This window comes from Aquitalea sp. S1-19, assembly GCF_024343515.1.
The window spans coordinates 1-14135 of record NZ_RJTZ01000089.1 but is presented as its reverse complement, the minus strand read 5'-3'; the positions used below and the strand labels follow the sequence as shown (position 1 = coordinate 14135).

13 protein-coding genes and 1 pseudogene are annotated in these 14135 nt (G+C 61.2%); 1 reads left to right on the top strand and 13 read right to left on the bottom strand.

All coding sequences use genetic code 11. The features are described from left to right. Nucleotides 1–397 (top strand): pseudouridine synthase (locus EGI20_RS13155; protein WP_498632010.1); only part of this gene is annotated, 397 nt, incomplete at its 5' end. A 75-nt stretch (nt 398–472) separates the two neighbouring features. On the opposite strand, the gene ctlX is transcribed toward EGI20_RS13155, so the two are convergent. The 13 genes and pseudogenes from ctlX to EGI20_RS13090 all read right to left on the bottom strand — a co-directional run. Further along, nucleotides 473–1402, bottom strand: a complete 930-nt coding sequence (gene ctlX / locus EGI20_RS13150) for a citrulline utilization hydrolase CtlX (protein WP_498632008.1) — start codon at nt 1400–1402, stop codon at nt 473–475. Between the two features lie 180 nt (nt 1403–1582). Then, nucleotides 1583–2455 (bottom strand): 3-hydroxyisobutyrate dehydrogenase, encoded by an 873-nt coding sequence (mmsB, locus tag EGI20_RS13145; RefSeq protein ID WP_498632006.1) that lies wholly within the window; start codon nt 2453–2455, stop codon nt 1583–1585. Nucleotides 2456–2466: 11 nt separating this feature from the next. Beyond that, entirely contained in the window at nt 2467–3585 is a 1119-nt protein-coding gene (locus tag EGI20_RS13140) for an enoyl-CoA hydratase/isomerase family protein (RefSeq protein ID WP_498632005.1), read from the bottom strand. A gap of 10 nt (nt 3586–3595) precedes the next feature. Then, nucleotides 3596–4375 carry an enoyl-CoA hydratase gene (locus EGI20_RS13135; RefSeq protein ID WP_498632003.1) on the bottom strand — a complete coding sequence of 260 codons (780 nt, stop codon included), beginning with the start codon at nt 4373–4375 and terminating at the stop codon, nt 3596–3598. Nucleotides 4376–4532: 157 nt separating this feature from the next. Next, on the bottom strand, nt 4533–5687 hold the full coding sequence (locus EGI20_RS13130; RefSeq protein WP_498632002.1) for an acyl-CoA dehydrogenase family protein: 1155 nt from the start codon (nt 5685–5687) through the stop codon (nt 4533–4535). Between the two features lie 8 nt (nt 5688–5695). Beyond that, entirely contained in the window at nt 5696–7192 is a 1497-nt protein-coding gene (locus EGI20_RS13125; RefSeq protein WP_498632000.1) for a CoA-acylating methylmalonate-semialdehyde dehydrogenase, read from the bottom strand. A gap of 20 nt (nt 7193–7212) precedes the next feature. Then, nucleotides 7213–8370 carry a phenylacetate--CoA ligase family protein gene (locus tag EGI20_RS13120; protein ID WP_498631998.1) on the bottom strand — a complete coding sequence of 386 codons (1158 nt, stop codon included), beginning with the start codon at nt 8368–8370 and terminating at the stop codon, nt 7213–7215. 11 nt (nt 8371–8381) lie between these two features. Further along, nucleotides 8382–9194 carry an ABC transporter ATP-binding protein gene (locus tag EGI20_RS13115; protein WP_498631996.1) on the bottom strand — a complete coding sequence of 271 codons (813 nt, stop codon included), beginning with the start codon at nt 9192–9194 and terminating at the stop codon, nt 8382–8384. Between the two features lie 77 nt (nt 9195–9271). Beyond that, entirely contained in the window at nt 9272–10582 is a 1311-nt protein-coding gene (locus EGI20_RS13110) for an ABC transporter substrate-binding protein (protein WP_498631995.1), read from the bottom strand. Between the two features lie 67 nt (nt 10583–10649). Next, entirely contained in the window at nt 10650–11714 is a 1065-nt protein-coding gene (locus EGI20_RS13105) for a branched-chain amino acid ABC transporter permease (RefSeq protein WP_124734000.1), read from the bottom strand. Between the two features lie 3 nt (nt 11715–11717). Further along, a complete protein-coding gene (locus tag EGI20_RS13100) occupies nt 11718–12605 on the bottom strand; it encodes a branched-chain amino acid ABC transporter permease (protein WP_124733999.1) in 888 nt (295 codons plus the stop codon). A 10-nt stretch (nt 12606–12615) separates the two neighbouring features. Next, nucleotides 12616–13404, bottom strand: a complete 789-nt coding sequence (locus tag EGI20_RS13095) for an ABC transporter ATP-binding protein (RefSeq protein WP_124733998.1) — start codon at nt 13402–13404, stop codon at nt 12616–12618. Next, a pseudogene (locus tag EGI20_RS13090) lies at nt 13401–14135 on the bottom strand (long-chain fatty acid--CoA ligase); the annotation flags it as partial. The gene EGI20_RS13095 and the pseudogene EGI20_RS13090, both read right to left, overlap by 4 nt.

The following is a 14135-nucleotide window of genomic DNA, read 5'->3' as shown; positions in this document are numbered from 1 at the left end:
TTTGCAAGAAGCTGGCTGGCTGGATGCGGACAGCAGCGGCTTGATGGTGCTAACGCAGGACGATGCGTTGGCTAACCGCTTAACGCGGGATGCGCGCGATTACGAGCAAGAGTACTTGGTATGGGTGGATGGCGGGCTGGATGAAGCGGCACTGATGCGTCTGAATTCCATACGCGAACTGGACGATGGCCCCTTGCTACCATTCAAGGCCAGTCGTCAGGGCGGGCGGCAGCTACGTCTGGTCTTGCGCGAGAATCGCGAATATCTGGTCCATCGCTTGCTGGATGAAGCCGGTCTCAAGATACAGATGGTTAAGCGCCAGCGTATCGGCCGCATTGCCCTGGGGCATCTGGAAGAGGGGCAGTGGCGCTATCTGATGATGGGCGAGCGCTTCTAAACGCTCAAATGCCGGGTGGTACGCAAGTGTACGTAGCGCCCGGCATGTCTGTTATTGCACGAAGCCGCTATCCATTCAGATAAAGAGTTCGGAAATCATGCAGCGCACCGAGCCACCGCCATAGGTTTCGATGGTCTTCACATCCGGAGAGATGATTTCGCTGCTTTTTTCGATCACGGCCCGCTGTTCGGCCGTCAGGCAGTCGTAGGTTGCCTTGGTCATCACCGTATAACGCTTGCCGCCGGTGCCTTCCAGTTCGATCTCGTTGCCGGCGAAGTGGTTGATCTGCTCTTCGCTTACATCAATGATTTCCTTGCCGTTTTCTTCCAGTTCCTTGACCACCATCGCGCGCTCGGCGGGGTCGTCGATGGAGGACAGGCAGATCACGGCGAATTTTTCGCCCAGACCCATCATCACATTGGTGTGGTAGATGGCGGCGCGGCGGTTCTGGTAGGTCTGGAAGGCGTGAAAGGCAACTGGCTTGAAGTCGTTGTCGGCGCAGAACTGGCGGAACAGCGTCTCGTCGGCGCGTACCGACAGGCAGCAATAGGCTTTGCGGTTGACGCGGTCCAGCACCATGGCGCCGGTGCCTTCGAGGAACTGGTTCTTTTCTTCGTACTGCGTGTAGTTGGTCAATTCGACATGCGCCAGGCCGATGGATTCGATCAGGCGGCCCAGGAACTTGATGCGCTCGGTACGGCGGTCATGGGCAAACATCGGGCACAGTGCCAGCTTGCCGCCTTCCTGCGACACGAACCAGTTGTTGGGGAAAATGCTGTCTGGCGTTTCGCACAGTTGGTTGTCGTCCTGCAGGACATGCACGGTAATGCCCTTGCTTTCGAGCAGGGCCACCATATTGTCGAATTCGATCAGCGCCTTGGCCTGCACGATGTCGCGTTTTTCACCCAGGTTGTGCTGATAGAAGTCGTTGGCAGCCGTTTCCTCGTTGAAATAGAAAGAAACCGGACGAACCATGCAAATCTGGTTGGTAATCTGGCGAGCCATAGTGAACATCTCCTGAACTAGGTAAATACCCGGCTTGCTGGATAGACCCGGGTGTATTCAATGACGATATCAGCGCACAGGCGGCATAAAGCTGCGCCGCCTGTCGACTTGTTCAGCATAGACGGGCAATTTGCACGCTTCCACCCGTATTGCCGCTATAAATTTCGCCGGGTATTGACCTTAGCAGTAGCGCTGCTGGATGCTGGAAAAGTCTTCTGCACCATGACCGGATGCCACATGTTTTTCAAATAGCGTATACGCCAGCGTGCCAAGCGGCGTATCGGCATGAGACGCATGAGCGCTGTCGCGCGCCAGCCCCAGATCCTTGAGCATCAGGCTGCTCATAAAGCCGCCGCTGTAACTGCGACTGGCCGGGCTGTTGGCCATGACGCCGGGCCAGGGGTTATAGACTTCAAGTGCCCAGTTGCGTCCCGAGCTTTTGCTCATAATATGCGACAAGACGGCAGGATCGAGTCCATTTTTTACCCCCAGCGCCAGTGCTTCGGCCGTGCCTGCCATCAGGATGCCCAGCAGCATGTTGTTGCAGATCTTGGCGCTTTGTCCGGCACCATTCCCGCCGGCATGAAACACCGCTTGCCCCATGGCCTGCAGTAGCGGTTGCGCCCGCTCAAGATCATGTGCTGCGCCGCCAACCATAAAGGTCAGCGTGCCTGCCGCTGCGCCCGCCGTACCGCCGGACACCGGTGCGTCCAAGAGCGCGATGCCATGCAGGCTCAAATCCTGTGCCAGGCGGCGCGTAGTGGCAGCATCGATGGTGCTGCAATCTATTGCCAGCATGCCGGCTTTCATCCGGGGCAGGATGTCCCGGTACAGACTCTCGACATGGTGCGCAGCCGGCAACATGCTCAGCACAATGTCCGCACCAGCGGCGGCATCTTCTGCGCTCGTCGCCACCTTGGCACCCAGTGTGGCCAGCGTGTCCATGGCGCTGGCCGACAAGTCGTAAACAGAGACGTCAAAGCCCTTGCGTACCAGATTGGCCGCCATGGGGCCACCCATATTTCCCAGCCCGATAAAAGCAATTTTTTCCATTTTTCTGTTTCCTAGAGCAAGTCGGCCAGCGGGTGCGCATCGCGCGCCCAGGGCGAAGTGAAATGTGCGGCGATGGCAGCCGGATCGATATCGGCAAGGCGCTGACTACTCCACTGTGGCTGCCGGTCTTTATCGACCAGCAGCGCGCGCACCCCTTCGCGAAAATCGGGGCGGGCGCAGAAGTTGACCGACAGCACAAGCTCCATGCGTAAAGCTTCGGCCAGCGACAGATGACGGGCACGGCGGAAAATCTCCCACGTCACCGCCGCCGACATCGGGCAGCCGGCAGCAAAGCCGCTGGCCGCGCCAGCAAGCCAGGCATCGCTGCCACCATGAGCCTGCTGCAAGGCACCGGCGACTGCTGTCAGGCTGCCGCGGTTCATTAGCTGGTGGATGGCGATCAGCCTTGGTGCGATGTGCGAGTCGGGCAGGGCATGCGGGCATGCGTCTTCCAAACTATCAAGCAAGGCGCTGACGGTGGCAAAATCATCGCCACCATCCCAGCTTGCGTGATGCAAGGCGTCAAGCAGCTTGGGCCAGCTGGCATGATCCAGCACACAATCGGCCAGATTGGCGATCAGCGCATCATGGGCATTGATCGCGGCACCGGTCAGCCCCAGAAACAGCCCCAGCCTGGCAGGCATGCGTTGCAAAAACCAGCTGCCGGCCACATCCGGATACAGGCCAATGGCGATCTCGGGCATGGCGATGCGGGTACGCTCGGTGAGTACCCGGTGGCTCGCTCCCGCCAGCAGCCCCAGCCCGCCGCCCATCACGATGCCGTTGCCCCAGACGATAAGCGGCTTGGGGTAGGTGTGGATGGCGTAGTCCAGCCGGTACTCATCGGTAAAGAAGCTTTGCGCCGCGGGGCTGGGGTAGCGCGTATCTTGCAGCAAGGCCTCGCGCAAGGCGCGCACATCGCCACCGGCACAGAAGGCTTTGTCGCCGGCGCCGCGCAGCACAACACAGGCGACCAAAGGGTCGCGCTGCCAGCGGGCGAGCTGGTTTGCCAGCAGGCCGACCATGTCATGGCTTAGCGCATTCAGCGATTTTTCGGCATTCAGCGTAGCCAGTGCGATGCGGTGGCCGCTGGCGGTGGTGAAGCTGTCGAATAAAACAGGGCTGTCCATCCGGTGTCCTTTACTGCCAGTGCGGCGTACGTTTTTGCAGGAAAGCGGCGACGCCTTCTTGCTGGTTGGCGCCATCGAACAGGCCGACAAACAGCTCGCGCTCCAAAGGCAGGTTTAAGGCCGGCGCATTGATGCGTGCGCGCTGGATCAGCGTCTTGCAGGCGGCAACCGAATCGGGGGACGCTCCTGTCACATTTTCCGCCAGTGCCAGCGCGGCGGCGCGTGCGTCCCCCGATGCCACCACTTCCTCGATCAGGCCGATGCGCAGCGCGGTGGCCGCATCGACGCGCTCGCCCAGCAAGATCATGCGCTTGGCCCAGCCTTCGCCGACCAGATGCGGCAACAGCTGGGTGCCGCCGGCACACGGCAACAGGCCCACCGCCGCCTCGGGCAGCGCCATTTGCGCGCCCTGTTCGGCGACGCGGATGTCGCAGGCGAGCGCCACTTCCAGCCCGCCGCCCATGGCGTAGCCGTTGATCGCGGCAATGCTGACACCGCGCCAGCCCGACAGTGCCTCGAAAGCGCGCCCGAACAGGCGCGACAAATCGGTTGCCGCCGCGTGTGAACCGTCGGCAAACTGCTTGAGATCGGCCCCCGCACAGAAGAACTTGCTGCCGGCACCGGTCAGCACCAGCGCACGGATAGCGCTCTGCGCATCTAGGTCGCATACAAGCTGGTGAAGTGCCGTCAGGCTCTGTGCGGTCCAGGTATTGGCCGGTGGGTTGTCCATCACCACCAGCAAAGTGGCGCCGTGTTGTTCCAGCACGAGGCCGGGGTAATGTGGCTGCATTCTGTGTTCCTTGTCCGTGTTGTTGTCTGGGCTAGCTTGCCGCTGCGTGGGTCGGGGGCGGTAGGGTGGGTTAGGGCGCGGTGCGCCCGTAACCCACCGATATTGCTTCGCATGTGGTGGGTTACGCCCCCGCGGGGCTAACCCACCCTACCGCCCCCTACAGCAGGCTATCGCCGTCGCCAAGCAGGCGGCGCGCGATAATCATGCGCATCACTTCATTGGTGCCTTCCAGTATCTGGTGCACGCGCAAATCGCGCACATGGCGCTCCAGCGGGAAATCATTCAGATAGCCGTAGCCGCCAAAGAGCTGCAGCGCGTCGTTGGCCACCGTGAAACTCGCGTCGGTCGCGAAACGCTTGGCCATGGCGCAGTAGGCCGAAGCATCGGCTGCGCCGCTATCGAGCTTGTATGCAGCCAGTCTCACCATCTGCCGCGCGGCCACCAGCGTGGTCACCATATCCGCCAGACGGAACTGCACGCTTTGCAAGCTGGCGATGGGCGCGCCGAACTGCACCCGCTGAGCGACATAGGCGCGGGCCGCATCCAGCGCCGCCTGCGCGGTGCCCACTGCCGTGGTCGCGATATTGATGCGCCCGCCATCCAGCGCCTTCATCGCGAAGGTGAAACCCTGGCCTTCCTCACCTAGCAGGTTCTCGCGCGGCACATGCACATTGTCGAAGCTGACGGCGCGCGTGGGCTGGCTTTTCCAGCCCATTTTCTTTTCATTCTTGCCATAGCTGATACCCGCGCTATCCGCCGGCACGATAAAAGCCGAGATGCCGCGCGCACCTGCACCACCGGTTCTGGCCATCACCACCAGCACTTCGGTGGCGCCTGCTCCAGAGATGAACATCTTGCTGCCGGACAAGCGCCAGCCATCGCCATCCCTCTCGGCGCGGGTTTTGAGCGAAGCAGCGTCCGAACCCGCGCCCGGCTCGGTCAGGCAATAGCTGCCCAATATTTCGCCAGCGACCATGCGCGGCACCCAGTAGGCGGCCACTTCAGGCTTTGCGAAGCTCGCTATCATCCACGTCACCATATTGTGTATGGTCAGATAGGCAGCGGTGGAGGTACAGCCGTAGGCGAGTTCCTCGAACACGATAGCTGCATCGAGTCGCGGCAGCGCAAGGCCGCCGTACGCCTCCGGCGTATACAGGCCGAGAAAGCCCAGTTCACCCGCCTGACGTATGGTCTCGAGCGGGAAATGCTCGTCGCGGTCCCAGTCGGCGGCATGCGGGGCAAGCGCATGGCGGGCGAAGTCGCGCGCGGCGTCCTGTAGCGCGCTTTGCTGTTCGTTCAGTGCAAAGTCCATGTCGCCTCCTATTTGAGCGAGATGGTGGTGTTGACCCGGCCGACGCTTGCCGCATCGTCAAACCAGCGGCAGGTCACGGTCTGCGTCTGGGTATAGAACGCCACCACCTGCTTGCCGTAAGGGCCAAGATCCCCCAGCTTGCTTGCGCGCGAGCCGGTAAAGGAGAACAGCGGCACCGGCACCGGAATCGGCACATTGATGCCGACTTGGCCCACGTCGATATTCTCCTGGAAGTGGCGGGCGGCGGCGCCGGACTGGGTAAACAGCGCCACCCCGTTGCCGTTGGGGTTGGCGTTCACAAGCTCAATGGCCTCATCCAGCGTGGCGGCGCAGAGCACCACCAGCACCGGGCCGAAGATTTCCTGGCGGTAGACCGACATCTCGGGCGTCGCGCCGGACAGTACCGTCGGCCCGACAAAATTGCCGTCTGGGTAGCCGGCCACCTTCACCCCGCGCCCGTCTAAGTGCAGCGTTGCGCCCTCGGCCACGCCCTCGGCGATCAGGTTTTCCACCCGTGCCTTGGCTGCTGGCGAAATCAACGGGCCCAGGTCCGGGTTGTCGATGCCGGCGCCGACTTTCAGTGTCTGTGCGCGGCTGACCAGATCAGGGAGCCACTGTTGCGCCTCGCCCACCAGCACTGCAACCGAAGTGGCCATGCAGCGCTGGCCGGCCGCACCAAAGGCGGCGCCGATCAGCTGGTTCAGCGCCTGCTCGCGGTTGGCGTCAGGCAAGACTACCGCATGATTCTTGGCGCCCAGCATGCACTGCGCGCGCTTGCCGCTCTGGCTTGCACGGTTATAAACATGGGTGCCGACGCGGGTGGAGCCGACAAAAGACACCGCCTTGATATCGGGGTGGTCGCACAGTGCGTTCACCACCTCTTCGCCGCCGTGCACAACATTAAGCACCCCGGGCGGGATGCCGGCTTCCAGCGCCAGCTCGACCAGACGCATGGTGACCATCGGGTCTTGCTCGGAGGGCTTGAGTACAAAGGTGTTGCCGCAGGCGATGGCCATCGGGAACATCCATAAGGGGATCATCGCCGGGAAGTTGAACGGGGTGATGCCGGCACACACGCCCAGAGGCTGCAGCACGGTATGGGTGTCGACACCGCCGGCAACGTTCTGCGCGTATTCGCCTAGTTGCAAGGTGCCGATATTGGCAGCGTGTTCGACTACCTCCAGGCCGCGGAAGATGTCACCCTCGGCGTCGGCCAGCGTCTTGCCCTGTTCGGCGGTGAGGATGGCGGCAAGTTCGGCCATATGTTCGCGTATCAGCTGCTGGTATTTGAGAAAGATGCGGGCACGCGTGCCGATAGGCGTCTTGCGCCAGCTGGCAAACGCACGCCGGGCACTGGCCACCGCAGCGGAAACTTCGGCGGGAGTGGCCATAGGCACATGGGCCAGCACTGCTTGCGTGGCCGGGTTGACGACATCGCGCCATTGCGTGGTTTCTGACTCGACAAATTCGCCGCCTATCAGCAGCTTGACCTTAGGGATATTCATGGCAGTTTCCTGTGTGGTGTTCAGCGATGGTCTTCGATCAGGCGGCCGTCGTCGGGCAGGGCATCGCTTAGCTGTACGCGGCCTGACAGACGGGTCAGCGCCTTCAGCGTGGACTCGATGGCGGCCGTGTCGCAACTGGCCGCTGCGTCGATATGCAGTGTCATCACATCCTTGCCCGCGTTGTCGTGGCTGAGGATCAGGCGGGCGCGGCGGATGTCGTCGTGGTGCGCCAGTACGGCCTTGACCTGCTCGGGGTGGACAAACAGACCGCGCACCTTGGCGGTGTCGTCGGCACGCCCCAGCCAGCCCTTGATGCGCAGATGCTGGCTGCCGGGCACGAAGGCGGACAAGTCGCCGGTAGCAAAGCGGATCAGCGGGTAGACGGGTGAAAACGAGGTAATCACCAGCTCGCCGGTTTCCCCCTCGGGCAGCGGCTTGCCGCTGGCGTCGCAGATTTCGGCGATGATGCCGCCGGCAACGCGCATGCCGGTGCCAGTGTCGGTCTCATACGCGATCAGCCCCAGCTCGGCGCTGGCGTAGCACTGGCAAATAGCGATGCCGCGCGCACGGCAACGCGCGCGCAGGCTGTCGCTTAAGGCCTCGCCGCTGACCAGTGCCTTGGCAAGCGCAAGCGAAGTGGCGGTTTCGTCGGCCTTGTCCAGGATCAGCCCTAAAAAGCTTGGCGTACCGACATAGGCGTTAACGCCAAGGTTTGCCAGCGCCGCCAGCGTGATCTCCAGATTGCCCGGCCCGCCGGGAAACACGGTGCAGCCAAGCGCCTGCAAGGCACTGTCGAAAATGAAGCCGCCGGGTGACAGGTGGTAGGAAAAGCCGTTATGCACGATATCGTCGGCCACGAAGCCTGCCGCGGTTAGCGCCTCGTCCATGCGATAGCTTGCCGCATCCATCGGCTCGTAGATCGGGCCGGGGGATGCGAACACGCGCAGCGCCTTGCCGGCAGCGTAGCCGCCAAAGGGCGGTCTGGCCGCCTGAGCGGCAATCAGCGCAGATTTGCGCGTCAGGGGCAGGCTGGCCAACGCCGCCCGGCTATTGATAGCGTCAAGTGGCAGACCCGACAGCAGCGCGGTGTAGGCGGGGGCTTGTTCGCGTGCGTAGCTTAATTGCGCCGGCAGGCGTGCCAGAAGCAGGGCAGCCGGATCGTAGGGCCAATGGTTCATGGCACGCCTCCTTAAGCCAGCCAGCGCTTGCGCCGGCGGTAGTGTTTGACGTCGCGAAAGCTCTTGCGCCCTTCGCCGCCCAAGCCCAGATAAAACTCTTTTACATCTTCATTGCCGGCCAGTTCCTCCGCCGTACCATCCATGACTACCCGGCCGTTTTCCAGGATGTAACCGAAATCGGCATAACGCAGCGCCACATGGGTGTTTTGCTCGGCCAGCAGGAAGCTCACTTTTTCCTTCTGGTTAAGCTCCTTCACAATCTCGAAGATTTCCTCGACGATCTGTGGCGCCAGCCCCATCGATGGCTCATCCAGCAAAATCATTTCCGGCTGGGCCATCATGGCGCGGCCGATGGCGGTCATTTGCTGCTCGCCGCCCGAGGTGTAGCCGGCCTGGCTGCTGCGGCGCTGTTTAAGACGCGGGAAATAGTGGTAGATACGTTCCAGTGCAGCTTTTTGTTCGGCGCGGCTGTGCTTGCGGGTAAAGGCACCGGTGAGCAGGTTTTCTTCCACCGACAGGTGGCCAAAGCAATGGCGGCCCTCCATCACCTGCACAATGCCGCGTTTGACCAGCGCGTCCGGCGTGGCGCGATCAATGCGCTCGCCCTTGAATTCGATGCTGCCCTGGGTAATGTCGCCGCGCTCGCTGGCGAGCAAGGTGGAGATGGCCTTAAGCGTGGTGCTTTTGCCCGCGCCGTTGGCGCCAAGCAAAGCGACAATCCGCCCCGGCGGCACTTCCAGCGACACGCCCTTGAGCACCAGAATCACATGGTTGTAGATAACTTCGATATTGTTGACCGACAACAGTGCGGTGTTTGTCTGCATGGATCTGCCCTTAGCAAGGTGGGACATTGCTGCCGGAAGACAGGCCGTTGTGCGCTGTCTTCCGGCAGGCCAGGCGTTTACTTCTCGGCGGCGCAGTTGCGCGGCGCGATTCCTTTTTCCTGCGCATACTTCTGCGCCGAGGCCTTGACCATGGGGCCGACAACGCTGGTGTCGGCCTTGATCCAGCCGGACACCGGCTTCCAGTCGCTACCGGTCCACTGCATAAAGCGGGTGTAGCCGCTGCCTTCATGGTTCTGGCAGCTGGTCTTGATCTGCGGGAACATATCGGACACGCCCAGTTCCTTCTGGCGCTTGGCGTCGATATTCAGGTTTTCCATGCCCCAGCGGATCTGGTCACCGGTCAGCGGCTTGGCACCATATTTCTTCTGCGCGGTGCTGATGGCTTCGGCCATCAGAATGCCGCTGAGCACGCCGCGGTTGTAGTTGACGGTACCGATATAGCCCTTGTCGGACAGGTTGCCCTTGCCTGCGCCGTAGACGGTTTTTTCGATGTCCTGAATCAGCGGGAACTGTTTGCCATCCATGGCAAAACTGCCGGCGATATAGCCTTTGGCGGCATCGCCGGCGGCCACCGCATCTTCTTCCGAACCGCCCCACCAGTTGGAGACGATCTTCTCGCGCGGGAAGCCGACCTTCTGTGCCGACTTAAGCGCCGACGGGGTCATGACGCCCCAGCTACGCAGCAGTACGTAATCTGGCTTGGCACGGCGAATCTCCAGCCATTGCGACTGCTGTTCGGTGCCCGGCGCCGGGACTTCGATATGGCTCAGCTCGAAACCGTATTTCTTGGCCAGCGCATCCAGAACCGGGATGGTTTCCTTGCCATAGGCCGAACCGTGGTAGAGGTTGACGATTTTCTTGCCCTTGAGCTTGTCCATGCCGCCAAGTTGCTGGCCGATAAAGGACACTTTGGCGCTGGCCTGGCTCCAGTACGAGGTCACCAGCGGGAACACATACTTGAACACCGTGCCGTCTTGCGCATCGGCGCGGCCAAAGCCCATGGTCATCAGCGGAATCTTGTCCTTGTCGGCCCGCTCCATGGTGGCGTAGGTGATGCCGGTCGACATGAAGTTAAACGCCGAAGCGCCGCCGCTCTTGCCCTTGAGCCGCTCGTAACATTCGACACCGCGGTCGTTCTTGTATTCGGTCTCGCACTCTTCGTAGCTGAGCTTGACTCCACCGATGCCGCCTTGCTTCATATTGACGTAATTGAGGTAGTCGATCATGCCGCCATAGAACTTGGCACCACCCGAGGCGTAAGCACCGACACGGTAGCTCGGAATCGGAATGAACTGTTCGCCTGCGGCCAGCACAAAGCCGGACAGGGTCGTCAGGGCCAGCGATACGGCGAGTACGGTTTTTTTCATGTGTTGTCTCCTGAGTAGTGGGCCTGCGGGTACTGCTTAAACAAAGTGGGCGCGATGGCGTCGTGCCTTAGTGCGGGAAGGGCCATAAGCGCAGTTTTTCCTTGCTGATCTGCCACAGACGGGCCAGACCCAAAGGCTCGACCGCCAGGAAAAAAATGATCAGGGCGCCGAAGATCATCATTTCGAGATTGGACATGAACTGCGAACTCACCGCGCCATGCAAAAGCTGGCCGGCCAGATTCAGCAGCACCGGCAACAGCACGATAAAGGCCGCGCCGAGGAAGGCACCGAGGATGGAGCCGACGCCGCCGATAATGATCATGAACAGGATCTGGAAAGAGCGGTTCAGATCGAAGGCCTGTGCATCGACCGTGCCCAGAAAAACGAAGGCATACAAGGCGCCTGCCACGCCGCAGTAGAACGAGCTGATGGCAAAAGCCAGAAGCTTGGTGCGCAGCATGCGGATGCCGATCACCTCGGCGGCCACGTCCATATCGCGTATCGCCATCCATGCCCGGCCCAGGCTTGAGCGCACCATATTCTTGGCGGCCAGTGCCATCAGCGCGACGATGGCCAGCGTGAGCAGGTATTTCTCGGCCGGCGTATCCAGCGTGATGCCGAACACGGACAGCACGGGCGAACTGATCACCCCCGAGCTGCTGTCATTGGAGAACCAGGGGAACTTGGTAAACACCCACTCCACCAGAAACTGCGCGGCCAGCGTCGCGACCGCCAGATAAAAGCCCTTGATACGTAAAGACGGCAGGCCGAACAACACACCGACCAGCGCCGCGCTCAAGCCACCCAGCACCAGCGCCAGCAAGAGCGGCATGCCCGGCACGCGCAGCATGAAGTTGTAGGTGGCGTAGGCGCCCACCGCCATAAAGGCCGCCGAACCCAGCGACAACTGGCCGGCGTATCCGGTGAGCAAATTCAGCCCGAGCGCCGCCAGCGACAGCACCAGAAACGGGATCAGGATGCCGGAGAGCAGGTAGTCGCTGGCCAGACCCGGCACCGCCACAAAGGCGAAAAGCAGCAGGGCAATAATAAAGATGCGGTCCTGGCGGATAGGCAGGATGGCCGAATCGGCGGCATAGGAGGTCTTGAATTGACCGGCTTCACGATAAAACATGGCTTAGACCCTTTCGATGTGTTTTTCGCCGAACAGACCCTCGGGGCGCACCAGCAAGAACAAGAGTGCCAGCACATAGGGGAACCAGTTCTCGATACCGCCCGACAGAATCGGGCCCAGGTACACTTCGGCCAGTTTCTCGCCGGCACCTATGATCAGGCCGCCGATAATCGCGCCCGGCACCGAGGTAAAGCCGCCCAGAATCAGCACTGGCAGGGCTTTAAGTACCACCAGTGTCAGCGCGAACTGCACGCCAAGACGCGAGCCCCACAGCAAGCCACACACCAGTGCCACAAAGCCTGCGACGCCCCAGACAATGGCCCAGATCTGCTTAAGCGGAATGCCGACCGACATCGCGGCCTGATGGTCGTCCGCCACCGCACGCAGCGCCCGCCCCAGACGGGTCTTGTTGAAAAACAGCGCCAGCGAACCGACCAGAACGGCACAAATGGCGGCGGCAAACACATCAAAACTGGAGATAAACACGCCGCCCACATCGAAGGGCTCGTCGTTGAAGCCCAGATTCAGGCCGTGTACATCGGCCCCCCACAGCATCTGCGCCAGACCTTCCAGAAAGAAAGCGAGGCCGATGGTGGCCATAAACAGTGAAATCGGCGGCTGGTTGACCATGGGGCGCAGCACCACGCGCTCGATGGCCAGACCCAGCGCCACCATAATCACCAGCGTGATAAAGAAGGTCAGCCAGAACGGTACGCCCATGGCCTGTATGGAGACAAAGGTCAGCGCAGCGAACAGCACCATTGCGCCCTGGGCAAAGTTGAATACGCCGGAGGCTTTGTAGATCAGCACAAAACCCAGTGCCACCAGCGAGTACATCACGCCGGCGAGCAGGCCGCCGACCAGAACTTCGGTAAAGAAAAGCCAATCCATACGGGTCTCCTTAGTGGCGGGTGCCGAGATAAGCGGCAATCACATCGGGGTTGTTGCGCACATCGTGCGGTGTGCCATCGCCTATTTTCTTGCCGTAATCGAGCACGATGACGCGGTCGGAGATATCCATCACCACCCCCATATCGTGCTCGATCAGCACGATGGTGGTGCCGAAGGCATCGTTGATATCGAGGATGAAGCGGCACATGTCCTGCTTTTCCTCCACATTCATCCCGGCCATAGGCTCGTCCAGCAGAAGTAAGGTCGGCTCGGCAGCGATGGCGCGCGCCAGCTCCACCCGTTTTTGCAGGCCGTAGGGCAGGCGGCCGACCGGGGTCTTGCGTATCGCCTGAATCTCGAGAAAGTCGATGATCTGTTCGACCTTTTCGCGCTGGGCCATTTCCTCGCGCTGCGCGCGGCCCCACCACAAGGCCTGCTGCAGGAAGTTGGCATGCATCTTCAGGTTGCGGCCGGTCATGATGTTGTCCAGCACGCTCATGCCCTTAAAGAGCGCAATATTCTGGAAGGTGCGCGCGATACCCATACGCGCCGCCTCGTGCGGATGAATGGCCCCGCGCGGCTTGCCGCGCCAGGTGACCTGACCCTGCTGCGGGTGGTAGACGCCATTGATCACATTCAGCATCGAGCTTTTGCCCGCGCCATTGGGGCCGATAATGGACAGCAGTTCGTGCTCGCGCACATCCAGGCTGATATCGGTCAGTGCCTTGACGCCGCCAAAAGACAGCGAAATGTTTTCGGCGGCCAGAATGACATCGCCGGTCTTGTGTTGCGGATTCATGCGGCCTCCCTGGCATCGGTCAGGTTTTTGTTGGACGGGTTCTGCAGGGGGGCGCTACTTGGAAAGGTGGCCGCATCCATGATGCTGAGGGTGGCGCAGATGCGGCCGCTGCGGCCGTCTTCGAATTTGACCTCGACATCGATGGCCGACTCGTGCGAGCCGTCGTACAGGGCATTGATCAGGCTGCTGTAACGCTCGGCAATAAACTTGCGCTTGACCTTTCGGGTGCGCGTCAGCTCGCCATCGTCGGCATCCAGTTCTTTATGCAGTACCAAAAAGCGCTTGATCTGCGAGCCGGCCAGGCGCGGATCGTTTGCCAAAGAGCGGTTCATCTTTTCTATGCACTCGCGCAGCAGCGCATAAACCGGCGCTTGCGCCGCCAGATCGGTGTAGCCGGTGTAGGCCATGCCGCGCTTTTCGGCCCAGCTTCCCACCGCGCTCAGGTCGATATTGATAAAGGCGGTGGCAAAATCACGGCCATCGCCAAAAGCCACCACTTCCTTGATGTGCTGGAAGAATTTGAGCTTGTTTTCCAGCAGCTTGGGCACGAACAGGCTGCCATCGGACAGGCGGCCGACATCCTTGGCGCGGTCTATGATTTTGAGCTGGCCGTCGTCGTCGAAATAGCCGGCATCCCCGGTATGTACCCAGCCGTCAGCCGTGCGCGTGTCTGCCGTGGCATCATCACGTTTCCAGTAGCTGTGAAAGGTGCCGGGGCCACGAAACAGGAC